The sequence below is a fragment of the Amylibacter marinus genome, assembly GCF_030160015.1.
Lineage (GTDB): Bacteria > Pseudomonadota > Alphaproteobacteria > Rhodobacterales > Rhodobacteraceae > Amylibacter > Amylibacter marinus.
Genome location: NZ_BSNN01000001.1, coordinates 125,876 through 151,482, shown reverse-complemented (window position 1 = coordinate 151,482; position 25,607 = coordinate 125,876). Strand labels below are relative to the sequence as shown.

The 25,607-nt window shown below is 49.8% G+C and carries 20 protein-coding genes and 1 tRNA gene; 8 read left to right on the top strand and 13 right to left on the bottom strand.

The genetic code is table 11. The features are described from left to right. Positions 1-20 precede the first annotated feature (20 nt). Together QQL62_RS00745 and QQL62_RS00740 are read left to right on the top strand one after the other, a co-directional pair. On the top strand, positions 21-2,000 hold the full coding sequence (locus tag QQL62_RS00745; RefSeq protein WP_284375184.1) for a site-specific DNA-methyltransferase: 1,980 nt from the start codon (positions 21-23) through the stop codon (positions 1,998-2,000). Between the two features lie 11 nt (positions 2,001-2,011). Next, positions 2,012-5,005 carry a type III restriction-modification system endonuclease gene (locus QQL62_RS00740; protein ID WP_284375182.1) on the top strand — a complete coding sequence of 998 codons (2,994 nt, stop codon included), beginning with the start codon at positions 2,012-2,014 and terminating at the stop codon, positions 5,003-5,005. A gap of 51 nt (positions 5,006-5,056) precedes the next feature. On the opposite strand, the gene QQL62_RS00735 is transcribed toward QQL62_RS00740, so the two are convergent. From QQL62_RS00735 to QQL62_RS00720, 4 genes are all read right to left on the bottom strand, one after another. Then, a complete protein-coding gene (locus QQL62_RS00735; RefSeq protein ID WP_284375180.1) occupies positions 5,057-5,425 on the bottom strand; it encodes a hypothetical protein in 369 nt (122 codons plus the stop codon). Positions 5,426-5,428: 3 nt separating this feature from the next. After that, on the bottom strand, positions 5,429-5,770 hold the full coding sequence (locus tag QQL62_RS00730; RefSeq protein ID WP_284375178.1) for a DUF3768 domain-containing protein: 342 nt from the start codon (positions 5,768-5,770) through the stop codon (positions 5,429-5,431). Positions 5,771-5,846: 76 nt separating this feature from the next. Next, on the bottom strand, positions 5,847-6,272 hold the full coding sequence (locus tag QQL62_RS00725) for a hypothetical protein (RefSeq protein ID WP_284375176.1): 426 nt from the start codon (positions 6,270-6,272) through the stop codon (positions 5,847-5,849). A 10-nt stretch (positions 6,273-6,282) separates the two neighbouring features. Further along, positions 6,283-6,636 (bottom strand): helix-turn-helix domain-containing protein, encoded by a 354-nt coding sequence (locus tag QQL62_RS00720; protein ID WP_284375174.1) that lies wholly within the window; start codon positions 6,634-6,636, stop codon positions 6,283-6,285. A 373-nt stretch (positions 6,637-7,009) separates the two neighbouring features. On the opposite strand from QQL62_RS00720, the gene QQL62_RS00715 reads away from it, so the two are divergent. Genes QQL62_RS00715 through QQL62_RS00705 form a run of 3 tightly spaced genes read left to right on the top strand, consistent with a single transcriptional unit; the run spans position 7,010 to position 9,947 of the window. Beyond that, positions 7,010-7,150, top strand: coding sequence for a hypothetical protein (locus tag QQL62_RS00715; protein WP_284375171.1), 141 nt, complete (start codon positions 7,010-7,012; stop codon positions 7,148-7,150). A 5-nt stretch (positions 7,151-7,155) separates the two neighbouring features. Further along, positions 7,156-8,766, top strand: a complete 1,611-nt coding sequence (locus QQL62_RS00710; protein ID WP_284375169.1) for a recombinase family protein — start codon at positions 7,156-7,158, stop codon at positions 8,764-8,766. Between the two features lie 17 nt (positions 8,767-8,783). After that, positions 8,784-9,947: a type IV secretory system conjugative DNA transfer family protein gene (locus QQL62_RS00705; protein ID WP_284375167.1), complete on the top strand. Its 1,164-nt coding sequence runs from the start codon at positions 8,784-8,786 to the stop codon at positions 9,945-9,947. Positions 9,948-10,045: 98 nt separating this feature from the next. Here QQL62_RS00705 and QQL62_RS00700 read toward each other — a convergent pair. The 4 genes from QQL62_RS00700 to QQL62_RS00685 all read right to left on the bottom strand — a co-directional run bounded on the left by QQL62_RS00700 (position 10,046) and on the right by QQL62_RS00685 (position 15,328). Continuing rightward, positions 10,046-10,121 (bottom strand) — tRNA-Thr (locus QQL62_RS00700). Positions 10,122-10,540: 419 nt separating this feature from the next. After that, positions 10,541-13,192, bottom strand: coding sequence for a TRAP transporter large permease subunit (locus tag QQL62_RS00695; RefSeq protein ID WP_284375165.1), 2,652 nt, complete (start codon positions 13,190-13,192; stop codon positions 10,541-10,543). Then, positions 13,192-14,172, bottom strand: a complete 981-nt coding sequence (locus QQL62_RS00690) for a TRAP transporter small permease subunit (protein WP_284375163.1) — start codon at positions 14,170-14,172, stop codon at positions 13,192-13,194. The genes QQL62_RS00695 and QQL62_RS00690 overlap by 1 nt, the downstream gene beginning before the upstream one ends. 73 nt (positions 14,173-14,245) lie before the next feature. Further along, entirely contained in the window at positions 14,246-15,328 is a 1,083-nt protein-coding gene (locus QQL62_RS00685; RefSeq protein ID WP_284375160.1) for a TRAP transporter substrate-binding protein, read from the bottom strand. A gap of 253 nt (positions 15,329-15,581) precedes the next feature. Here QQL62_RS00685 and QQL62_RS00680 point away from each other — a divergent pair, with 253 nt between their 5' ends. Both QQL62_RS00680 and QQL62_RS00675 read left to right on the top strand, forming a co-directional pair. Next, the gene (locus QQL62_RS00680) at positions 15,582-16,943 is read left to right on the top strand and encodes a cache domain-containing protein (protein WP_284375158.1); all 1,362 of its coding nucleotides are present in this window, start codon (positions 15,582-15,584) and stop codon (positions 16,941-16,943) included. Positions 16,944-16,946: 3 nt separating this feature from the next. Beyond that, positions 16,947-17,558 (top strand): response regulator transcription factor, encoded by a 612-nt coding sequence (locus QQL62_RS00675; RefSeq protein WP_284375156.1) that lies wholly within the window; start codon positions 16,947-16,949, stop codon positions 17,556-17,558. Here QQL62_RS00675 and QQL62_RS00670 read toward each other — a convergent pair. From QQL62_RS00670 to QQL62_RS00660, 3 genes are all read right to left on the bottom strand, one after another. Further along, complete coding sequence (locus QQL62_RS00670; RefSeq protein WP_284375154.1) at positions 17,555-18,427, bottom strand: dimethyl sulfoxide reductase anchor subunit family protein; 873 nt, start codon at positions 18,425-18,427, stop codon at positions 17,555-17,557. The genes QQL62_RS00675 and QQL62_RS00670 overlap by 4 nt on opposite strands. Next, positions 18,427-19,173, bottom strand: coding sequence for a 4Fe-4S dicluster domain-containing protein (locus tag QQL62_RS00665; RefSeq protein WP_284375151.1), 747 nt, complete (start codon positions 19,171-19,173; stop codon positions 18,427-18,429). Before QQL62_RS00665 ends, QQL62_RS00670 begins: the two co-directional genes overlap by 1 nt. A 70-nt stretch (positions 19,174-19,243) precedes the next feature. Then, complete coding sequence (locus QQL62_RS00660; RefSeq protein ID WP_284375149.1) at positions 19,244-22,045, bottom strand: molybdopterin oxidoreductase family protein; 2,802 nt, start codon at positions 22,043-22,045, stop codon at positions 19,244-19,246. A gap of 354 nt (positions 22,046-22,399) precedes the next feature. Here QQL62_RS00660 and QQL62_RS00655 point away from each other — a divergent pair, with 354 nt between their 5' ends. Next, a complete protein-coding gene (locus QQL62_RS00655; RefSeq protein WP_284375147.1) occupies positions 22,400-24,427 on the top strand; it encodes a tetratricopeptide repeat protein in 2,028 nt (675 codons plus the stop codon). Between the two features lie 3 nt (positions 24,428-24,430). On the opposite strand, the gene QQL62_RS00650 is transcribed toward QQL62_RS00655, so the two are convergent. Then, positions 24,431-24,769, bottom strand: coding sequence for a tRNA-binding protein (locus QQL62_RS00650; protein ID WP_284375145.1), 339 nt, complete (start codon positions 24,767-24,769; stop codon positions 24,431-24,433). After that, positions 24,766-25,590 carry a pyrroline-5-carboxylate reductase gene (gene proC, locus QQL62_RS00645; protein WP_284375142.1) on the bottom strand — a complete coding sequence of 275 codons (825 nt, stop codon included), beginning with the start codon at positions 25,588-25,590 and terminating at the stop codon, positions 24,766-24,768. The genes QQL62_RS00650 and proC overlap by 4 nt, the downstream gene beginning before the upstream one ends. Positions 25,591-25,607: the final 17 nt, after the last annotated feature.

The following is a 25,607-nucleotide window of genomic DNA, read 5'->3' as shown; positions in this document are numbered from 1 at the left end:
GACGAACGCAAAGAAATATCATGAAAAACATCACCACAAAAGACGGCCAAAGCGCAGATTTAATCGGCGAGAATATCGAGCATATGAAACAGCTTTTCCCTGATGCATTCAGCGAGAACGGCGTGGATTTTGATGTGTTGCGCCAGCTTTTGGGCGATGCCAGCGTTTTGGATGAAGGTGAAGAAAAATATGGCCTGAATTGGCATGGCAAGAAGAAGGCGCGCCAAATCGCCTTGACCCCAAGCATGGGCACCTTGCTGCCATGCGTCGATGAAAGCGTGGATTGGGACACAACCCAAAACCTATTTATCGAAGGGGATAACCTTGAGGTGCTGAAGCTTTTGCAAAAAAGCTACGCCAACAAGGTCAAGCTGATCTATATCGACCCGCCCTATAATACGGGCAATGAATTCGTCTATCCTGACAATTATCAGGATAATTTGGACACTTATTTGAAATATACGGGCCAAAAAGGTGAACAGGGTCTGAAATTGACCTCAAACACTGAGACAGGTGGGCGTAAGCACACCAACTGGCTCAACATGATGTATCCGCGATTGAAGTTGGCCAAGAATCTACTCAGCAGCGATGGGCTAATTTTTGTTTCAATAGATGACAATGAGCAAGAAAAGCTAAAAGAAATTTGTAGTGAAATATTTGGTTCTGAAAATTTTGTTTCATGTCTGGTTTGGGAAAAAAAGAAGAAGGGCACTTTTCTATCGAATTCAATAACTAGCGTCAAAGAATATGTGCTCGTGTATTGCAAAAACGCTCATGAATTTAATGGGTTAATTGGAGAAATTAATTCCAGTGAAGAAACCTACCCTTGTATTAATGCATCCAATAAGCGCTCTCAGATAATAGTTCCATCTGGCATTTTGAGCAAATATCGAGAAAAGAATTTTAGATTGGAAAAAGGCTCTGTTATCTCAGCGAGTACCATGGATTTAATTCTGCATTCTGACCTCGTCGTAAGAGACGGCGTGCTTGCGGAAGAATTAATAATTGAGGGAAACTGGCGCTATAAACAAGAAGCAATGAAAGAGTTCGCTGAAAATGGTGAGCTGTATTTAACACAAGACTTGTATTTAAGAAGAATTGTAAAAGATCCTAGACGTAAGACCCTGAAGGATTTGCTCCCTAGAGTGGGGGATGACTCTGATGCCTCTTTCAAAGAGATTAATGTTAGCAACCTTTTTGCGGACGGTTGGGGATCAAATGAAGATGGAGAGGAGGAGCTACGCACCCTTCTGGGGCAAAAAGGCCTACTTGAGTTCCCAAAGCCAAGGAAGTTAATCGAGAAATTAATAGCATCTGTCAGAGATGACGAGATGATTGTCCTAGACTTTTTTGCAGGCTCAGGGGTGACGGCCCACGCAGTGATGGATCTTAATAGTCGAGAGAATTCCACTATCTCCTCAATTGTAGTGCAGCTACCTGAAAAAACTGATGAAGGCAGCGCTGCTTTTGACGCTGGCTATTTAACTATTTCTGATCTTGCGAAAGAACGCATTCGCCGAGCCGCTAACAAAATTCAGGATGAAAACCCCGACTATAAGGGCGATTTAGGCTTCAAAGTCTTCAAACTCGCTGAATCCAACATTCGCGCTTGGAACCCTGATCGCACGGATTTAGAGGAAACACTGCTGAGTCATCAGGAACATTTGCTCGAAGGCCGCACCGAACAAGACTTGCTTTATGAGCTCTTGCTCAAGCGCGGGGTTGATTTGGCCGTGCCGATTGAAACCCGCGAAGTTGCGGGCAAAACCATCTATTCTATCGGGGCTGGTGTATTGTTTGCTTGCCTTGATCCATCGCTGAGCACTGATGAGATCGAGCTCGTGGCGGAAGGCATTCTGGCGTGGCAAAAAGAGCTTGATCCCGAAGCGGACACCCATGTCTTTTTCCGCGATAGCGCCTTTAACAATGACAATGTCGCCAAGACAAACATGGTCGCCATTCTGGAACAGAACGGCATCACCCATGTGCGCAGCCTATAAGACGTGACACTATGCCAAAGATGAAACTCCATTTTGAAGACGATCTTGACTATCAGCTCCGCGCCATCAAATCCGTGGTTGATCTGTTCAAGGGCCAAGAAATTTCACGCTCTGAATTCACCGTTACCTATCAACCTGAAAGCGGCCCTCAAGCTTCTTTGGGCTTGGTCGAAAACGAACGCGGCGTGGGGAACAAGCTACAACTGATCGACGAAGATATTCACGACAACCTCAAATCCGTGCAGCTTGATAATGGGCTTGCGCCCTCTGGCACCTTGGCGTCTGGCGACTTTACGGTCGAAATGGAGACGGGAACGGGGAAAACCTATGTGTATCTGCGCACCATGTTTGAGCTGCACCGTGAATATGGGTTCACCAAATTCGTGATTGTCGTGCCATCAGTGGCGATCAAGGAAGGAACCTACAAAACGCTGGAGATCACCCGCGAGCATTTTGAGGCGCTTTATCCCAAGGCCAAAGGTTATGAATATTTCCTCTATGATTCATCCAAGCTGGGCCAAGTGCGCAATTTCGCGACCAGCTCGAACATTCAGATCATGGTCACGACCGTTGGGGCGATCAACAAAAAGGACGTGAACAACCTTTATAAAGAAAATGAAAATACAGGCGGCGAGAAGCCGATTGACCTGATCAAAGCGACTAACCCGATCATCATCGTAGATGAACCCCAATCCGTTGATGGCGCGCTTGGAAAAGGAAAAGGCCGCGAAGCCTTGGATGCAATGGCTCCGCTTTGCACCTTGCGTTATTCTGCCACCCATGTTGCCAAGCACCACATGGTCTATCGTCTGGACGCGGTGGATGCATATGAGCGCGGTTTGGTGAAACAGATCGAAGTTGCATCGCTTGAAGTCGAAGGTGGCCACAACAAGCCATATGTGAAGCTGATCGAGACATCCAACCGCAAGAATGTGATCACTGCTAAGGCTGAGCTTGACGTGCAGCGCGGCAAGAACATCAAGCGCGAGATTTTGACCGTTGAAGACGGTGATGATCTGGAAGAGCTTACCAATCGCGCAATCTACGAAAACATGTCCATCGGCGAGATCAATGTGCGCGACGACACGATGCAAGTTAAAGGCCCACAACTCGACCAGACCCTGCGCGTTGGCGAAGCTGTTGGAAGTGTGAGCGGAGACGCACAAAAACGCCTAATGATCCAACGAACCATCAAAGAGCATCTGGATAAAGAGATGCGGTTCAAGGCCGCAGGACTTGAGGTAAAGGTGCTCAGCCTCTTCTTCATCGATGCGGTGGAACATTACCGCGCCTATGACGAAGACGGGCACCAAACAAAGGGCAAATATGCCCAAATGTTTGAAGAGGAATATGCCAAGCTCGCCAAATCGCCAGCCTACCAAACTTTGTTTGAAAAAGTGGATTTAAGCGTTGAACCGCAAGAGGTTCATGAGGGGTATTTCTCAATCGACAAAAAAGGCAAATGGCAAGACACGGCTGAAAACAATCAAGCCAACCGTGATAATGCAGAACGCGCCTATAACCTCATCATGAAGGACAAAGAGAAACTTTTGAGCTTTGACACCAAGCTCAAATTCATCTTCTCGCACTCAGCCCTGAAGGAAGGTTGGGACAACCCGAACGTCTTTCAAATTTGCACCCTGCGTGACATTGGGACAGAACGCGAGCGCCGCCAGACAATTGGTCGTGGCTTGCGTTTGAGTGTTAATCAAGATGGCCAACGTATACGCGACAATAACGTTAATATCCTCACAGTTATCGCCAATGAAAGCTATGAAGAGTTTGCCGACAAACTTCAAAAAGAGATCGAAAAAGATACTGGCATTCGTTTTGGTGTTGTCGACAAAGATCAGTTTGCCGCCATTCGCATCGAGGGTGAGAATGGCCAGCAGGAGGCGCTTGGTGTGGATGCATCCGAGGCGATTTGGACCTTCTTGAAAGACAATGAATACATCGACAACAAGGGTAAAGTTCAGGACGCGCTTCGTACCGTGTTGAAAGATGGCAGTTTTGCGCTTCCTGAAGAGTTTGCCGCTCACCAGAATGACGTGACCGACATCCTGAAGAAACTGGCAGGAAAGCTTGATATTAAAAACGCAGATGAACGCCACACGATTGCAACCCGCGAGGCTATTTTGGGCGGTGAAGCATTCAAGGCCTTGTGGGATCGGATAAAGCACAAAACGACCTATCGCGTGGCTTTTGATAACGACAAGCTGATTGAGGATTGCGCGAAATCTATCCAAGACAGCGCACCCATTTCAAAAACCCGCGCTCAATTCAGGAAAGCTGAGATTGCTATTGGGCAGGGCGGCGTTGAAGGAAAAGAAACCGCTGTTTCAGGTTTCACCTCCATTTCAGAAAACGACATTGACCTTCCTGATATCATCACAGACTTGCAGGACAAGACGCAGCTGACACGCGGAAGTATTGTTCAAATTTTGCGCGAAAGCCGCAGGATCGAAGACTTCAAACGCAATCCTCAGCAATTCATCGATCAGTCAGCGGAAGCCATAAATCGCACAAAACGCTTGGCGTTGGTTGATGGAATTAGCTACAAGCGACTTGGTGATGCAGACTGTTACGCCCAAGAGTTATTCGCGTCTGAAGAGCTCACTGGGTACTTAAAAAACACGCTTCAGGTTCAAAAATCCGTGCATGAATATGTGGTTTATGATTCCGCTGGCACAGAGCGCACATTCGCAGAGGATTTGGAAAAGAACGAAGCGGTAAAAGTATATGCCAAATTGCCAGCATGGTTCAAAATCCCAACACCGCTAGGCACATATAATCCTGACTGGGCGGTGCTGATCGAGGAAGATGGATCAGAGAAGTTGTACTTTGTTGTTGAGACCAAAAGCAGCGGCTGGTGGGACGATTTACGACACTTGGAAGGCGCGAAGATCAAATGCGGTGAAAAGCATTTCGAAGCCATTCGAGCCAAAGATAACCCTGCAAAATTTGTTAAAGCAACATCCGTTGAGGATGTAATGAATCACGTCTAGAAAGACTTTACAATTGATAAAGCCCCAACCTTTCGGCTGGGGCTTTTTTACTTACCACCAACAAGAGAAATACACGCGATTGCCTATGTCGATTTCGGCAAAGGCCCACGCACAAAACTCAATGTCTTGGTCGCGGTATTCAGCTGCACTTTCGTCTTGGAACTGGTGCCCATAGAAGAACCCGCCAGCGCTTGTTGGTAGCTCGTCCTGCTCGACAAGCTGCTTTAGCTGTTCGATATCTTCGGTCAGCAGCTCCAACTCGCCGCAATTCAGCTCATCGGCTGGGTTGCCTGTGCGCTCAACATAAAGTTGTTCCATAAACTCTTGTAGCTTGGCGTGTTTGCGCCAGATGAATTGTGCAGGCGCTTCGCTGGGTTCTTGGTCATCAGGGCGGGTATAGGCGCATTGATCTAATCCCATCGCTCAATACTCCTGTGCCAACATGATGGTCAGAACACGCATGGTGTTTTTTGCATCAGACGGGTCTTCTGCGCCCCATTTCAGGTCAGGTGAGTAGTAGTCGATCTTCCAAAAGCACTTTTCACCAAGAAACAGAAACGCTCCAAAATCATGCTCGCCATACGGATCACTGTCTTCATCGAAGTCGGAATAGTCCTGCACCTTTTTGAGCAGATCAGACGCTTCACGGTCTTGTTCAGACAAGAGGTGATTAAGACCGCTGGTGATGAGTATTTTGCCTTGGATATTCATATCCCCTTGGCGAAAACGATCATTCAAAGAACAAATGGTTTGTGTTTGTGACATTGCTGTCCTCCAAAGTTTCAGGATGCGCACCACCATTGATGCGCATCCACAAACCGAAGGACGGTTGTGGTGCTCTCTACTCCTGCACTGCGAGGCTCAGTGCTTCGAACAAGATCGTATTGATCGGTTCTGGATCGTAGAATTTTCTGCGCTCTGGGGCCCAAGGTGCGATTGCGGGGAAGCGTTCGGCAAGATGCGCAATCTCGTCATATTTGTTGGCGTGTGATTGTCGCCTAAGCTTGGCTGTATGTTTGAGCCCTGCGCACTCAATTGCATCTTGTGCAGCCGCAATCAGTGCATGGGTGCTGTCAGACTTGCGCGAATAGGCATTGATACATTCGGTGACGACTAGCTCGGGGCGGTTTTGCGTCAGCCAATGGGCAACCACATCACGCATTTTTTCTGGCGTTTCAGCCGCTGCCCTTGAAATCTTCCAGTCGATCAGGTGATCACCGCGCATCAACACATAGCCGACTTTGCCCGATGCTATAGCGATGGCCATTGTCTTGGGCTTAAGCATCCTCATGATGATGGATTAAGCGATCAAGGCGCTGATAAAGGTCGCTAAGGAAATGAAACCGTGTTTTGCTTGCTTTCCAGTTGCTCGGCGCATCGGGGATGTTCGAAAGCCGCCCGTGCACTTCCGTGGCAATACGGCCAGAGACATCTGGCAACATCGAGAACAAGTCTTTGCCATAGATGAGGGCGAACCCGCACAGTTCACTTGGCTTGGGCGATGACGCACCCGTCTCAATGCGCGAGAGGCGGGATTTGGTGATATGCAGCAAATGAGCGACATCCGCGCCAGATAAGCCACTTTCCCTGCGACAATACCGAAGGTCTGCCGCTACTTCTTTTATGTTCATGTGGATTGATTTGATTAACTAATAATCCACTACGCAGTATACGAATATTTCGAACCCAGTAACGACTACGCCAGTTGCGGTTTTTGCAACTGGCGTTTCTCATCCCTGCACCTAATTGCATATCAGGCACTGCATCAGATATGCGTCAGGCAATCAAAAAGTGGCTAACGCCACCTGATACAGAGCCTGATATACCCCCTTGAAGCAGTATATTACCCACTCAAATCGACATGCATAGATGCCCTTAGTTTCATATCCAAATGCACTTCGACCCCTTCGAGATTTGAGGTCTACGGGCTCAAAGTGCATTTGCACCTTCCGCAACTCGAGCTAGCTATTTCAGCTGGCACTGCACCGCTACAATTCCTAGCCTATGAACAAAGACTTAGAACAATATTTAGCGCTCTGTCAGCGCATGTATGAACGTATGGAGCGGGAAGGATCATGGCCATGGGCCGATGACCCAGATTCGACTCTTGGCGAAGATTTGGTAGAGTCCGAAGATAATCAATAACATATATGAACAATCAATATTTTGCGTATATCCGCGTCTCAACGGTCAAACAGGGTGAAGGTGTTTCGCTGGAAGCCCAGAGGGAAGCCATCGAACGCTATGCCTTAAACCAAGGCCTGAGTATTTCTCGGTGGTTCGAAGAGAAAGAAACAGCCGCCAAACAAGGCCGCCCTTTATTCACTGAAATGATCAAAGCCCTTAAGACTGGCAAAGCCAAGGGCGTGATCATGCACAAAATCGACCGCTCTGCTCGAAACTTGCGAGACTGGGCCACAGTCGGAGATTTGTCTGACGCAGGCTTAGATGTCCATTTTGCGGCCGAGAGCGTGGATTTCACCTCAAGAGGTGGAAGGCTTACCGCAGACATTCAGGCAGTGATTGCGGCGGACTATATTCGGAACCTTAGGGAAGAGACGCGCAAGGGAATGAATGGTCGACTTAAGCAGGGCTTGTACCCCTTCAAAGCACCGATTGGTTACGTAAATAATGGGCGCGGAAAGGCAAAGACTATTTGCCCCCGAAAGGGGCCGCTGGTGAAAAAGCTCTTTCAGTTGTACGCGTCAGGCGAACACTCATTTAATTCATTGGTGCAAGCCGCAAATGAAATCGGGCTGACAGGTGACAAAGGTAGACCAGTTGGCAAGACAATGATCGAAAAAATGTTGTGCAATCCGTTTTATATTGGCCTGATGCACATTCAAAGTACCCAAAAGACTTATTCAGGGATTCACGAGCCGCTCATATCTGTTGACACCTTTGATCAAGTCGCCGCTGTTAGAGCGGGGAAGTATGTAAAAAAAAGGGTTACATATAGCCATCGGTTTAGGCGTATTTTTAGTTGTGCAGACTGCGGGAAGCGCTTCATAGCCGAACGGCAGAAGGGCTTCGTATACTACCGATGCCACACTAGCCTTTGTCCATCCGCAACTCTTCGAGAGGAGGTTATCGAAAATGCAGTCACCCGCCAGCTCGAGCGACTAAAGGTTACTGCGGACGCTGCGACTTTGATTGAGAAAAATATCCGCAACTGGACCCCCTCAGTTACCAGAACCAACAATCGAGGCCTACAAGCAGCTAGCATTAAGGACATCGAGGCCAAAAAAGAGAAGTTACTCGACGCGTTGATCAGTGGAACCATCGATAAAGAGACCTATGAGAAAAGGCATTTCAAGCTACTGCTTGAAGAAAAAAAGATCGATGAAAAGGCTGAGGAAACGAATAAAGTTGAGACTATTGTCCACAAGGCCACCGAATTAGTCGAACTATTCAAAAACCCTTATTTTACATACTCTTTGGCCAATGATGATGAAAAGCGGCAGTTTCTGGAGATTCTATACTCGAACCGTAAAATTTCTGGCCGAAACATTGAGCTGACAACAAAAAATTGGGTTTCTGAGGCACTTTCAGCCTTGGCTGTCTTCTTAGGTGACCCAGTCCCAGACGCTTTTCGAAGCTACACTGAGTTGGGACTTCAAGACATTGAGGGTATTCACGATACGCTCTGTTGCGCAGAACTAAATCAATACGCGGCTCTGTGTCAGGCAATTCGATCTCGTCAAAGTAACACTGAATTACCAGAAACCCCAACTGAGGACAGCTATCGTCAAGCCGCTTAACACGCGACAATCACGTGATGCAAAATCCATTCATTCAACCTGTTACTACTATCGGTGAAGCGCTCAATCGACGTGGCAACTTCACGTTCGGTATTTACCGCTCAGACCGCTTGTTCCACCAGTTCATCCTTGGCCAAACGGGAACAGGTAAATCAACGCTGATACGCAATATGATGGCGCAGGATATGAAACGTGGCGAAGGTTTTTGTATCATCGACCCGCACGGAGATTTAGCGCAGTCGGTTCAGAAAGGATTGCCAAGCAATGCAATGTATTGGGACATTGCTGACCCCAAAAACACCTGTGGCTACAACCCGCTGACCTATGTTGCCGAGGAATACAGACCGCTGGTTGCCTCTGGCATCATTGATGCGCTTAAATCGCAATGGTCAGATGCATGGGGTGTCAGGATGGAGCATTGCCTGCGCTATGCCATCCTTGCACTATTGTCGCGGCCCCGTTCGACACTCAAAGACATCGTGCCGATGTTCACCAAACGCTCATTCAGGGCGCAGGTTTTGAAACATGTGAGTGATGAAGAAGTCCTGAAATTCTGGCGCGATGAATATACGAATATGAACTACAAAAATGCGATGGACGGGGTGGCCCCAATTGCCAACAAGCTGGGGGTATTTCTCTCACATCCCGTGGTACGCAAAGTACTTTGTGAACCAGAACAGCCCATCCGATTTCGAAAGCTGATGGACGAAGGAACACCGCTCATCATCAACCTGTCCAAAGGACGATTGGGAAGTGATATATCTGAGGTTCTAGGTGGCCTCATCCTCTCGATGATAACCAACGCTGCCATGACCCGCGACACCATTCAAGAACACCGCCGCAGGCCGTATTTCGTCTATGTGGATGAGTTTGCCAGTTTCACGACTAAAACCATTGCAGGGATGCTCAGTGAGCTGCGCAAATATCGCGTGGGGCTCGTACTTGCGGGGCAATATCTGTCAGCTATCGAAACGCCCATCTGTGATGCTATTTTCGGGAATGTTGGGAATTTGTGTATTTTCAGATGCGGTGCAACTGATGCTCCAGCGCTTTCAAAGCAGCTGGGGCAGATTGATCAAGACAGTCTCATAAATCAGCCGAACTATCGCATGTTCACCAAGATTATGATTCACGGCACCCAGACCAAAACCTTTAGCGCCAAAACTGGGCTTCATAGCTGAACATAACAAATCACCCAAAAACACGCGATTTGCGTAGCTAAAAAGTAGCTAAGCGAAAGCTTGTTACGGTGTATTTCTATGTAAGTGATTGATTTTAATGGTGCCCCCACACGGACTCGAACCGCGGACCTACTGATTACAAATCAGTTGCTCTACCAGCTGAGCTATAGGGGCACTGGTGAGGCGCGTTTTGCGATATTGGCGGGATTTATGCAAGCCATTTCTAATCTTTTTTAAAAAAATTTTTCAACCCTGTTCATGCTCTAGGTCACTTAAGGTTAAATGGTGAAGTAGGTTCAATATGGCCCTTAGCGGAACCGCGTTTATTAATTGGTTTGACTAAGTAAAAGAAGAGGATGCCCCGGGGTTATCTTTAGGAAATACCCCGAGGCGCAAAAGTGTGGTCGGCAGGTTTGGGACAGTGCCAAGCGAATTAGGTTGGGCGCATTCTCTGCGTGTCTAGGACTGCGAGCCAACCAAATTTTCACCCTTTTGATCTCTTTGGCCTATAAAAATTATATTAAAATTTCCATAAACTTTGGGTTAAAGGTGCACTAGCACAGAAATCCCCCGCGCAAACGGGGGACTTCAGACTAGAAATTCAAAGATACATCGCGATGGCTGGATTGGCACGACGCCACGTACAACGCCTGCTCGCGCGTCATTTTTGCTTGATCGCGAATGCCCACGGTATTTCGCATCGTATCCTCATATGCCAGCATCTTTGGTAAGATTTCCGCACCCGCAACCGCGCGCCACTCTTTCTGTGACAGGTATTCCAAAATCGCTTTTTCTAACTGCACTTGGGCCTTGGCCTTATCTGGAGTGCGCGATTTTAATGCGCGGCGTGCTTTAGACACCGCCGATTTTATTTCATCGGCACCGGCAACAGCCGAGAACCGTTTGCTAAGATCACCAAGCGGTTCGATCATGTCCTCGGGGTCATTCTCTGCAACCAACCCAACGCTCTGATTCAGCGATTGTTCTAGAGCAAAGAATGCATCATTCGCTTGTAGTATCGCATTGGTTTCCGCAACCGGTTGATAGGCAGATTGCGCAGAGCGCGCATAGGCGCGATAGGCGTTTTGCTCGGCCTTTTGTTGATCCCGGAACATAGCCAGCTTCTCGGCCCAATCCGAGGGAATTTGAGATTCAAGATCTGCTTTGTGGGCCTCTAGGGTGCTTATCTTTTTGGTGAATTTTTCCTGTATCCGTTCCGACAAGTCCCCGCCCTTCAGCTCAGCACCCAACTCCTCGATTTCTGCATCAGCCTGACGTATCTGGCGCTCTAGGGCGCGCACAGATTTATGTATGGGGCGGAAATCATCCGCAGCAGCTTCAATCTGTTGAGAGATAGCCTCGGCATCGCGTAGCTCTTGTATTGCAACGCTGACATTATCAAAGCTCTTGGTCGTAGATTTCTGCAGACTTGCTGGCAGAATGCCTAGGTCAACCGCACGCGCAGCCTCGACACCGGCAACAATTTTGCTGCCGTTAAGGGCGATTTGCTCTGATACATACCGATCCACACAATGCGCCAGCTTTGGGTTACGGGGGGGCGGTGAATTTTCGGACAACAGCGCCACACGGTTTGGTAGGTAGTTTACCAACTGTGGGGCATTGGCCACGATCACCATTGCAAGAATTTGCAACCCGATATAGGGGATAACACCTTTGTACATATTGATGGTTTTTACGGAGGCATCCGCTATTCCACGCAAATAGAACAGCGCAAAACCAAAGGGTGGCGTTAGGAAAGAGGTTTGAATATTCAACCCAATCATCACCCCCAACCATACAGCGGTAACATTCGCCTCTGGGTCAGCCAACAAGATGGGGGCAACAATCGGCACAACAACTACTGCGATTTCGATGAAGTCCAGAAAGAACCCAAGAATGAAGATCACCGCCATTACGATAATGAATTTTGACCAAAAGCCACCGGCAAGACCATCCAAAAATTCCTTAACCAGATGCTCACCACCAAAGGCACGAAACGCTGATGTCAGAATGGCAGCCCCAAGCAGGATAATGAACACCAGCGCCGTTGCCTTGGATGTTTCCATCATCACACCCTGCAGGGTGTTTTCGATCTTCAGAGCGCGCGCAGCACTCCATACAATACTGGTTAACAGACCCAGTGATGCAATCGTTGCCAAAACAATACCGAACTGATCACGACCAGTGTCGATACTTTTGATATTTGTATCGAAATTTGCGAGGATCACGCCGATCGCGACCAAGCTAACCACCGCAAGAATCGCTGGGTGATAACAGCCCTTTTCACCATCTTTTAAGCGATAGCCAGACATAATCAGCGCGCCCGCAGCCCCAATGGCCCCGGCCTGATTCACAGTAGCAACACCTGACATAATCGACCCAAGTACCAAGAAAATCAGCAACAGCGGTGGTACCAAGGATACAAAAACCTTTGCCGCAAATGCGCGGTCATATTTGCCTGTATACGGGACAGCAGGTGCTGCCGATGGTCTAAAGAAGGCATAGACCAAGATGTAGATCATATACAATACCACCAGGACCAAGCCCGGAATAAACGCCCCCAGGAACATCTCGCCCGCAGAGGTCGATGTAACATCAAAGCTAGACGGCATCGACAGTTCGCCTGTACTCACTTTATGCAATGCTTTGCGAATAGTAGAACCTTGGTCAGCCGCCGAAGCCAGCTGATCCGCCAGAATAATCAATACAATAGATGGCGGGATAATCTGTCCCAGCGTACCAGAGGCCGCAATGGTGCCCGTAGCCAAAGATTGCGAATAATTGTTGCGCAGCATTGCAGGTAGGGAAATTAGCCCCATCGCCACAACAGTGGCCCCCACAATACCAGTGGTTGCCGCCAACAGTGCACCCACAAACACCACCGAAATCCCCAATCCACCGCGCACAGGGCCAAACAGGTTGGCCATGGTCATCAGCAAATCCTCGGCTATTTTCGAGCGTTGCAACATAATGCCCATGAAGATGAACAACGGGATGGCAATCAGGGTGTCTCGTTCCGGTTCCCAGTAAACCCCGCGAAGGTTGGCATTCCCCGAGCTTAGCCAGGTAATCGCGTCTCCTTGGGTGAAAAATTCAGATGCATTCCCTGTAAACAGATACCCGCTAACACCAGCCAATACCAATGTCAGAATCGAAGCACCCGGCAATGCAAAGGCCACAGGATAGCCCGAGCCTAATGCCGCAGCCATCAACACGATCAAAAGAAGAAGAAAGAACAGTTCCATTAGTGCGCTCCTGAACCGGTTGGTCGATATTTACCTTCTTCACCGCGGTAATCTGCAACCGCGCCCATCAGGTAGCTGACGAATTGAATCATCATCGAAATGGCAAACACGCCAAGAAATCCAGCCATCAAATATTTTACATACAAGCCAAAGCCCGATTGTGTTGTTTCAAAATTCAAAAGAGGGCTGTTTATGATCGAGGCTTTTTGCGCCATGCCTAACAATAAGATCATCCAGCATAAGGACAGGCCAAAGAAAATAGTACCGATCGAATTCACCCAACCTTTGGTTTTTTCCTGCAAACCTGCATAGAAGATGTCGACCCGTACATGACCCTCTTCTAACAATGTATGACCAGAGGCAAAGAGGAACAGCGCCCCGTACCAGAACCGCACGAGATCCGCCATAAAAGCCTGCTCATACGAGAAAACAAACCGCAAAACCACGATCAACAACTCTGCCGCAACAATCATTAGCGTAAGCCAATGAAATCCCAACGTTTTGGTGCGCATAGCCAAAATCACACCCAAAATCATCAGTGGGAAATGGACATAGGGGCCACGAAACTGAGAACGTCCAAGGTTCTTGCCCATATCCTCGCCAACCAACCCGATCAGCAAATCCTCGACCCTAAGGAAAGAAATCACCGTATCAACCGCACCGATCAACAGCACGATCCAAAAGCATGCGCGGATAAAAGCCGCGTTCATGTCAGATATTCGAAAGCTGTCTTGGCGCAGGGTCACCGTTCGGCGCCGCACAGTCCAGAGAATAGCCAAGGCAATTGCCGCTGGATACAAGAGCGCCTGAAGGATTCCAATCGCACCATTGCCAAAACCAGCGCCAGGTAATCCACCCCAGAAGGTCGCAAAATTATTAAACAGAAAGGCAAACATTACCCAAAGGTTTGCCCATCCTAAGCTGCGTATAAACAAAGGATTTGAAAATAGTCCTGTGTTTTGGACTGTTGTCGAAACCATCGTCCCCTCCTCCCGTTGGCCATGAAAAAAGGCCAAGGCAGTTACCTGCCTTGGCCTATTACGTGCTAATGTATTAGCGGTTCAAGACGTTGTTACGCTTGTTCACATAAGCAGTGTCAGATAGCGCAGTCCATGCGCCGATTTCCGAACGTGCCTTCAGGTGGCTATCAAAAATACGCGCAGACAGCTCTGAGTGATCGCGCGCTTCTTCGATGACTTCTGAGGCCGCTTCGCCGAAGCTATCGTAAACATCATCGTTGAATTCGCGCAGTTGAACGCCGTGATCATTGATCAATTTGTTCAAGAACGCACCGTTGTTGGCGTTGGTTTCAGCCATTGTGCGGGCATTTTCTTCGTTTGCCGCGGCTTCGATGATTGCCTGATGTGTCTTGGATAGGCTACCCCACCATGCGGCATTCATGCCCAAGGCCAATTGTGCGCCTGGCTCATGCATCCCTGGGAAATAGTAATATTTGGCAGCTTCATAGAATTTCATGAAGTAGTCATTGTATGGGCCAACCCACTCTGTCGCATCAATCGCGCCAGACACAAGGTTTTCATAAATCTGACCGCCAGGAAGAGATACAGGTGATACGCCCAATTTAGACATAACATCACCACCCAAACCTGGGATACGCATTTTCAGACCCTTTAGGTCATCCGCAGAGTTGATCTCTTTGTTGAACCAGCCGCCCATTTGCACACCGGTGTTACCCGCGGCAAATGCCTTTACTCCGAATTCGGCAGACAGCTCGTCCCACAATTCTTGGCCACCAGCATATTTTGTCCATGCATCCATTTCAGAGGCCGTAAGGCCGAAAGGAATTGCTGTGAACGGTGCAAAACCTGGGTGTTTGCCCTTCCAGTAGTATTCTGCGCCGATGTAGGCCTGAGAGTTACCAGATGCAACTTCGTCGAATGAATCAAATGCGCCAACTTTTTCACCGGCTGCGAAATATGTTACCTCGATTTCACCATCTGACAGTTCTTGGATGCGCGCAGCAAGACGCTGTGCAGGCAAGCCCAGACCCGGGAAATCCCGTGGCCAAGTAGAAACAATGGCCATTTCCACTTTGCCTTGCGCGACAGAGGGCGCTGCCAGTGATGTTGCGGCACCGGCGATAGCGGCACCAGTTAAAAATTTACGACGTTCCATTAAATATCCTCCCAGAGTAATTATACCAAGCCTACACATTTGCATCTGCTTGCGATTCTTATGAACCGTGTGTTTGCGAATTAAACGTTAAAGAACCTAGGGTTGCATCCGTAGTACTACGCAGTTTTCACGCACCCTGCCTATCGGCCCGTTTAAAATGAATTTTTTCTTTGTTTTTTACTGATTTCCTGATTATTTCTTTCGATATTCGGGCCAAAATAGGTGATGCTGGGCCCGAAACCGATGGGGTGAGATGTTATACCGTACCAAACTGTTGTTGCTGACCCTGATCCCGATACTGGCCATATCGTTTGCCACGCTATGGGTGCTGGATCTGCAATCCGAACGTCTATCCGCACGCCAAAGCGAGACCCTAGAGAACATGATTCTTGCCAGTAGAAAGGAGGAGTTGCGCAATTATCTATCCTTGGCAGAAAATGCCATAGCACCCGCCTATAACTCGTTTCTAAAAACCCGCCGCATCGCCCAAGCAGAGGCCAAGGCAATCCTACGCGGTATGTCCGCCAGTGAGGATCAATATTTTTATGTCTATGACAGCACTGGTACAACCATCGTTGATCCCCGTCTGTCATTTATGCAGGGCAAAAACTGGATCGGGCTTGAAAACATCAATGGGCGCCCCGTGATCAAGGAATTGATCGAGGCGGCCAAAACAGGGCAAGATTTTTATACCTATACATGGCAGAAACCCTCTACCAAGGAATACCTGCCAAAGCTAACGCATGCCAAATATTTCGAGCGCTGGGATTGGATCATCGGCACTGGAATATATTTGGATGATATTGATCAACAAATAGATGTTCAGCGCGGGGTTATGCAAAACAGCTTTAACCGTTCGCGCACAACTATTGCCTTTCTTGCCCTAGCAGCGCTCAGCGCAACCACGCTAACCATGTGGGTGTTTCAATTCACCCAACAGCGCATGGCCGATGCACAGTTGCGCCGCCTAAACGCACGTCTTGTGGATGTGCAAGAAAGCCTGAGCAAGCGGTTGAGCCAAGAACTACATGATGGGTTATCCCAATTGTTGGTTAGCGCTCGATATGGGCTAGAGGCCGTATTGGGCGGGTCTTCGGACAAGAAGATCGAGGCAACCACCACATCGGCTATGGACACCATTGATACCGCAATAAAAGAGGTGCGCCGCATCAGCCTAGGCCTAAGACCCACCGTATTAGACGACATCGGCCTTGCCGCCGCCATACGAGGATTGGGCAAAGAGTTCGAGGCAAATATGAGTATACCCACCGCGGTCACCACAATGCCCGTTGGTGATTTGTTGTCTGATCGCGCCAAAACCGCGCTCTATCGCATAGCCCAAGAGGCGCTAACCAATATCGCGAAACATGCTGTTGCGCATTCTGCCAGTATTGATCTTAGCACCAACCGCCGCTTTGTACGATTGGTGATCGAAGATGATGGCAAGGGTTTGACACAGGCACGACCGCGGGCCAGAACCCAAGGATTAGGTCTGCGCAACATGCAAGAGCGCATTGACAGTTTTGGCGGAAAAATTAAAATTACATCGCGTATTGATGCCGGCGTCACCATTGATGTTCTTATGCCAATATCCCAAAATACTCAGGAAGAATAACCCATGCCAATTCGACTTATTATTGCAGACGACCATGATCTATTGCGCGAGGGCATCAAGGCGCGCCTTGCTGATCTGGAACGCTTTGACATTGTTGGGGAAGCCGCTGATGGGCAACAGGCCGTTGATCTGTATAAAGAGCTGAACCCCGATATTTTGCTAACGGATATATCTATGCCGAACAAAAACGGTCTGGAAGCCACCAAAGAGGTCATGGCCCATGATCCCGATGCCAAAGTGATTATTCTGTCGGTTTACAATGACCCGCAATACGTCAAGGAATCCATACGCATCGGCGCCAAGGGGTTCGTGTTAAAGGACGTCTGCAAATCCAAGATGATTAATGCCATTACACAGGTCGCAGGCGGCGGTCGTTATTTGTGCCCGCCGTTGCGATCCATTGATGAAAAGAACGGCGTCGACTTCAATCTGACCAAACGCGAGGCGGACGTGTTGCTACGCATAGCACAGGGCTATTCCAACAAGGAGATCGCCGAACAGCTGTCCCTGTCCGTGCGCACAATTGAAAGCCACCGCAGCTCTATTCGTGATAAAACCGGTGGCGGCAACTCAGCATCGTTGGCCAATATCGCAGGGGAAATGGGGCTGGTCTAGCGCTGACCGTAGTAAAGCCCCACCACATGCTCTGCCTGTGCAAAGAACAACCAACGAGAGACAAAGACACCGATCAAATGAGAAATCACCGCGATCGCACCTGTGAAATGATCCTGTGACAGGCACAACAGGATTACGGGCAGGACAACCATCAGCCCCAATGCAATCACCCGCAGCTTCTGGCCATGCTTACGCCCCACAACATAGACCATTTCACTTAAGAGATAGTTCGTTCCCGTATGCGGAGGTTCGAACATGCGCACCTGTCCGATATCACCTAGCCCAGTGGCGGTGCCAATGGTGCTGGCGCGGGCGGCAAAACGCCTATCCCCCATGTACCACGTAACAATTTGGATTACCCCAGCAATAATCAGAGCCGCAATCGCACATCTAACCTGCCCCGTCATCAACGCGCCACCAGCAATCGTCAAAGACAAGAACAACACCGGTGTATTCCAATGGTTCCAGCGCGGAATAGATTTTAGCTGTGTATAAATCATGGACGTGGTGAAAACGGTAGCCACAGATAAAATTGCACCAGTCGCCCCCAGCACATGCCACCGAACCCCAAGGAAAATGGCGCCAATCGCGTAAATCCCCATGATAGACAGCGCAAGTACAGATAAAATGCCCTCGCGGCTAAGCCAGCTGCTGCGCCACTGAGAAAAGGCCTTAATCGCATTCTTTGGATTTCCCAAATGGAATACCGAGGCCAGCAGCCCCCCAATCGTCAGCGCAAAGGCCAGCGCAAAAAAGATAAAGGCCGACAGACCCGTCACATCAGGATTCCCCAACCCCAAAGAGGCCAACATGCCAAACCCAAGGCCAGACAGGGCCGTAAACAATATTACAGAAGGAGCCGGATGCATTAAATTTTCTCCAATGTACGATCAAGCCACCCGAGAAAACCGCTCGCCTCGGTGGCCACAGGGGCCAACAATGGCGCCAATATGTCGATTTCTTCGCCGGTATCTTTGGGCCGAGGCGGAAGGTACTTGTTCACCGGGCGCGTGCCCAACTCTGGCATCAAATCCATACCACCCCGTTCTGACACCAGCTTGCTAACGGCACTGTCTTCATCCGCCAAATCGCCAAAATGACGCGCCCCTGCAGGGCAGGTACGCACACAGGCAGGTTCGCGGTCTTCTTCCGGCAGGTTTTCGTTGTAAATCCGATCCACGCAAAGCGTGCATTTTTTCATCACTCCTGCGGCCTTATCCAACTCTCGCGCGCCGTATGGACAGGCCCAAGCACATAGCCCACAGCCCATACAGGCATCCTCGTTCACCAGAACAATGCCATCCTCTGCCCTCTTATAGCTGGCCCCCGTCGGGCACACGGTCACACAAGGCGCATCGGTGCAATGCAGGCAAGACTTCGGGAAATGTACTGTCTGCGCGGCACCCGTATCCGGCTGAACCTCATAGCTGTGCACACGGTTCAAGAATGTCCCACTTGGTTTTTCGCCATACGCATCCATATCAGACAGCGCTGTGCCATAATTTTCCGTATTCCAGCCCTTACAGGCGATAACACAGGCATGACACCCAACACAGGTATCTAAATCAATCACAAGCCCCAGCTGGACTTTGGATTCTGTTCCTAAGCTTGTCAAAACGGCCCCACTTCCAAATCTTTAAAATATCCAAATCTACCCATTCGCGCGCTCAGTTTTGTCAAATCAGTCATGAGCCAACCTTCCAGGCCAAATCCTTGGCTGCTGGCTCTATGGGAGATTTGATCGTGTCGAAGTTTGGCTTTGATACCTCTGGCGCGGAGGTTTTTTCTATTGCAACCCTTAGGTCAAACCACGCCGCCTGTCCCGTTACCGGATCGGAATTCGCCCAGCGCAAACCATCCCCTTTGGGGGGCATTAGCTCGTGGATCAGATGATTAAGTAGGAAACCCTTTGTTGCCTCTGGCGCTTTCTCATCCAGACCCCATGTGCCCTTGCGTTTGCCAATGGCATTCCATGTCCAGACGGTATTGTTATTCAATGCCGCCTGATGCGCCACGGGCACCGTAATTTCGCCGTGCGGTGATGTTACACGCGCCCAATCACCCTCTTGGAACCTATGCGCCTCCCAAATTCGGGTTGGCACATACAGCGGATTAACGCCGTGAATCTGGCGCAACCATGCATTCTGAGACCCCCACGAATGGTACATAGCCATGGGCCTTTGGGTCAGCGCATGAATTGGAAAGCTCTCATCCACAGAAGCCTGCCACACGGGCAATGGGGCCAGCTTGTCTTTGATCCTCTCGCGCAGATGCTCAGGGGGCTGGCGTTCGCCGTGACCCTCGGCGGCCAATTGGAATTTTCGCATGGGTTCAACATATAGCTGAAACAGGTAAGGCGATGGAGCATCAAACAATCCCATGCCCACGGCCCAGTCTTGGTATGCCATATTCCAGGGTTTGTAATAACTGGCCTCTTTTTCGATATGCTCTACAAAAAAGCCGCCATTTTCGATGTACCTATCTAGTTGTTCAGGGTTTACACCACCGCGACCGCGCTCTTGCCCATCTCCGCGAAACCCTGCCAAGGGGCCAATGCCCGGCTTGCGCTGGTGATTCACGATATAATCTGCATAATCCTTATACTTTGCGCTGCCGTCTTCGTTGGTGAAATTCGGCAGGCCCAAGCGCGCGCCTAAATCGCACAACACAGATTGGAATCCGCGCACATCGCGATCAGGTTCTATCACAGGCCAGCGGATCGCATCCGCCGCCGCATCGGCCTCGCATATCGGGCGATCCAACAGGGAAATGCAATCGTGACGTTCTAGGTAGGTGGTATCCGGTAAAACCAAATCCGCATAGGCGACCATTTCAGATGCATAAGCATCAGAATAAATGATATTGGGGATGACATAGTCGCCATTTTCATCCTTGTCCGTTAGCATCTCCATCACACCCTTGGAATTCATCGAAGAATTCCATGCCATATTGGCCATATACAGAAACAGCGTATCGATTTTATAGGGATCGCCCGCATGGGCATTTGAGATCACCATATGCATCAAGCCGTGACTGGACATGGGGTTTTCCCAGGTAAAGGCCTTATCTATGCGCGCAGGCGTGCCATCTGGTTTCAGCGCCAGATCTTCGGGGCCGTGCACAAACCCAAGGTGCGGCCCATCCAAGGGCGCATCTGGTGTGACACCGCAATGCGGCTTGGGGTGGATTTCTGCGGATTTTGGATAAGGGGGTTTAAACCGAAACCCGCCGGGTACCTCTACGGTTCCAAGGATAATTTGCAGGATATGAAGCGCGCGGCAAGTTTGGAACCCATTGGCATGGGCCGATATTCCGCGCATTGCGTGGAATGATACCGGCCGTCCCGTCATTGTTTCGTGTTGCTCGCCCCGGAAATCTGTCCACTTAATTGGCAGGCTGATCTCTTGCTCGAAGGCCACATGGGCTAGTTCCGCGGCCAATCTGCGGATGGTTTTAACCGGAACGCCGCAACGCTCTGCTACATTCTCGGCATCGTGTTCCGGGGCCAGATAGGTTTCTGCCATTTTGTGGAATACGGTTGTATGGGTGGTTCCCCCAATCTTATGCTGCCCGTTTAGATCTGGGCGAATGCCCTTTGTATCAAAGGCCACCAATTTGCCGCTGTTGCGATCTATCACCAAGGGCTTTTGATCGCTATCGCGCAGAAATAGCCCAAACTCTGGGCTATTGGCGTCAGAATTTAACAGAACCGGCGCATTAGTATACTGCGCCAAATAGTGCAGATCAATTTTGCCAGCCTTCATCAGCTCGTGAATAAGCGCTGTAATGAACAATCCATCCGTTCCAGGCGTGATCCCCACCCATTCGTCAGCCACGGCATTATAACCCGTGCGAATGGGGTTAACCCCCACCACCTTGGCGCCGCGTTTTTTCAATTTGCCCAGCCCCATTTTAATTGGGTTACTGTCGTGATCCTCTGCCACACCAAACAACATGAACATTTTGGTGTGATCCCAATCTGGTTGCCCAAATTCCCAGAAGGCCCCACCCATAGTATAGATGCCAGCCGCGGCCATATTAACCGAGCAGAACCCCCCATGTGCGGCATAATTGGGTGTGCCGAAGCTTTGCGCCCAGAGGCTGGTAAAAGATTGGGATTGATCACGCCCTGTGAAAAACGCCAGCTTCTCGGGATTCTTTCTACGAATATCGCCCAGACGCGCCCCAGCGATTTCCAAGGCTTCTTCCCAGCTAATTTCTTCGAATGCACCAGAACCGCGCGGGCCCACCCTTTTTAGCGGGGATTTCAAGCGTGAAGGCGCATTTACCTGCATGATGCCCGATGATCCCTTGGCACAGAGAACCCCCTTGTTAACGGGGTGATCGCGATTGCCCTCGATATAGGCAACCTTGCCTGATTTCATATGAACATTAATACCGCAGCGACAAGCGCACATATAGCAGGTCGTTTTACGCACTTCATCGGATACAGTTGGCGAAGTCTCAACTTTGGGCTCTGAGAACATTTGGCTCCTATTGGGTACATATTCTTTGTTACCGTGAAATATCGAAATACAATTTCGATTCACGGCAATCGTATGGCAAGATTTCCCTCACGGAAACCATAGACAGATCCCCGATAACTGGGGCTACGATTTCCGACAGTATTTTGTCGAGAAGCGTCTATTTTGACATAAATTGACCATTATCGATACCTAAGGTATCAATAATTGATATATCTTGTCAAATCGACCTTTAGTCTTTCATTCTTTACCATTTTGCCGCAAACACACTAGATGGCCGATCAAACGACAAATCCCCCAGCCTGCTCAAATGGTGTTTTTCTAGCCAGCCGCAACGATGGATTGGGGGCGCGAATCATGATGATTATCAATGCTATGCGCATGGCCCAAGATTATCAATTTCAGTGTAAAATTTTTTGGCCAATCACCGATCAATCACGCCCAGAGGTGCGCAACCCAGAGGAAATTTTTAGCCAAGACTTCATTGCAAGGCACTTCATCGACCACGACACGTTTAAGATACAATCGCATCAATTTGCCAGTTTCGAGACATTGTTGCAGGAAAAGAGCCAAAATCAGCTGGCGGATTTCATGGATCAGCACGCTGGGGTGATCATCGATAACACCAGCCGCTCGCGGTATGTGATGCCATGGGAACAACCCGCTCATGTAGCGACACGTATTGCGCAGGTGTTTCGCGAAATCGATTGGCACGAAACCATCACCCAAAGCATCAACAGTATTCTAGACGCATTGGGCCCCCAAAGCCCGACCGCCTATCATATTCGCCGCGGCGACATCACCAATGCGCAGACCGTGGCCTCTAACAAGCTATGGCCCACCAAGTATTTTCCAAGAGAATTTTACGAGGCCCATCTGGCCGATCATACAGAACGGGGCGGCGGCAAAATATTGATCTTTACCGATGAACCGCGAGAAGTGGCAAAATTGCAATCTGTTTCAGATCTTGCGATGGAAATTGACGATATCGTTGATCGCGATCAGCTGTCTTGGTGCCAGTATGATTTCCTAAGCCTCTTCGCCATGTCCTTATGCCAGCCGATATACGGCCCCTCTGGTAGTGGGTTTTCAGAAACTGCGGCGGTGATCGGCAATACCGGCGTTTTGGACATTTCCAAAGAATTGGCTCCTGAATTACGCAATACCGCGCTGGATACGCTGGTGGATCGACTGGAAAGCACTCCTGAAAATTTCTTTAGCGATGCAGATATCGGACAGAACTTTCCCTTTGCCTATGCTCATTTATCGCAAAAAAATGCTGGCCAGCGCGGCGCAGATATCATTCGATCCTATCTAGATCGCGGCATGGATCGCGCCTATGCATATCAGATGCTCTCGGCACATCATTTGGCAAACGCCCAATTTGAACAGGCCGTCGCGCTATTAGAAGAGGCCCGCGCCCAGAAAAACGTAACAGATTTGACCATGGCCGCGGTACAGCTGAATACCGCATTGGCCTATGACCAAAGAGGCGATAGCACCCGTGCGGCGGATTTGGTGGCCAAATCATTTTGGTTGCACCCCAAATCGCGTCAGGTAGAGGCGCCGGTGATTGAGCTGATCAATCGCGGCGAATTGAACGATCAGAATTTCTATCCAATAGATCGCAACCTGTCGCGCCCTGCAAATATTCGAACCCCAACAGGTAAGATGAAGGGCATTGCCTTCCCTGTTGATCCAATTGTGCGCGACTGGAAACTTTTGTTGGGCAAGCGCGTAGGACAAAAATTTATGCGCCCCGAATTTATTAATCTGCGCGAGGCGCGGGTGCTGCAGAACTTCAAAAAAAGCAGCACGAACCCGGCGGTTATGAGCATTCGAGGGCTCTATGATCTAGAACGAGGGAATTTCGCCCGTGCAGAACAATTGCACCACAAGGCCCTGAGCAAAGATCCTGATCAGCCGATCTACTGGAAACGGTATTCAGACGCCCTGTTCAAACAGGACGGCAAGCAGGAGGCGGCCATCAATGCCATGGAAACTGCTGTAGAAAAATCTGGGGCTCAGATTTGTTATGTGGCACTTCTGGCGCATTATTATGCCCAGAACAAACAGCGGGATCGCTCTAATACGCTATGGCGACAACATTTACACAAAGCCACCCCCTATCCCGAGATAAACTATCTAGCCGCACAACATCTCAGCTGGGATCCCGAGGGGCACGATTTAGCGGCAAAGCATATGGATATTGTTCTGGGCCATAGCCACGAGACCAAGCGGTTCTTGAATGTGGCATCGCATCTGTTCTATCGGATCGGGCAACCCGCACGGAGCCTCAGCATTCTAGAAGAAATAGAGGCAATGGGCGCGCTGAATCCCATCACCACCGAGCGCCTAGCCAGCCTGCGCGCAGAGCTTACGTAGCCCCTAAAACAGGCGCCCGCCTATAGGTACATCCCTGTCGGGGGTTATCAAAATCACCTCGCCCTGATCATCTGGCACCCCGAGAACCAAGACTTCAGACATCACTGGGCCGATCTGGCGCGGGGGGAAATTAACCACAGCCATCACCTGTTTGCCCACCAAATCCTCTGGTTGGTAATGGGCGGTAATTTGGGCCGATGACTTTTTTTCGCCCAAGGGATCACCAAAATCCACCCACAGGCGATAGGCGGGTTTTCGGGCCTCGGGAAAAGGTTCTGCACGGGTGATAATGCCGACACGGATGTCTAGCTTCATGAAGTCATCAAATGTTGCGCTAGTCATGATTTGCCCAGTTCCTTGCTGCGAGCACTAGCCGCGGCTATGGCCTGCGACACAATTGCGGGAAACCCGGTGGCCTCGTCCATCAAAACATCCAATGCCGCAGCGGTCGTCCCCCCCGGGGATGTGACGTTAGCACGTAATTGGCTGGCGGTTTCGGTGGATTGCGCCGCCAAGGCGCCCGCGCCATCGACGGTGGCTAGGGCCAGTTGCATCGCAAGATCCGCTGGCAGCCCCTGTTCTTGGCCAGCACGGGCCATGGTCTCGATCATGTGAAACACATAGGCAGGCCCAGACCCCGAAACAGCCGTCACGGCATCCATTTGCGCCTCGGCCTCTAAAACCACAGTCTGCCCAACAGCCGACAGTAAATCGCGGGCCAGTTCCATGTCCTCGGCACTGATCAGGGCATTTCCAATCAGCGCCGTCATGCCCATGCCAATTGCGGCCGGGGTATTGGGCATCGCGCGGATAATTTTTGCATCCCCCCCCAGCACCGCACCATAGGTCGCGATTGAGGTTCCCGCAGCGATGGATACAAAGAGGCAATCCCCTGCGACCATAGGGATCAGGCTGGGGAGCGCTTCGCTCATCATTTGCGGCTTAACAGCGATGATGCAAACCGCAGGATCTTGTGGCAGGTCTGTATTTAGGTTCAGACCCTTGGCAGCCAGATTTTTCAGCCAATCTGATGGATAAGGATCCAGTACATACACTGCATTCAGCGCAACCCCATGTTCGAGCCAACCGGCCAGCATCGCTGAACCCATTTTACCGCACCCCAGCAGAACCAGGCCGTTATTCTGTATCTTTTCCAAATTCATTTCAGGCTCCCTTTGGG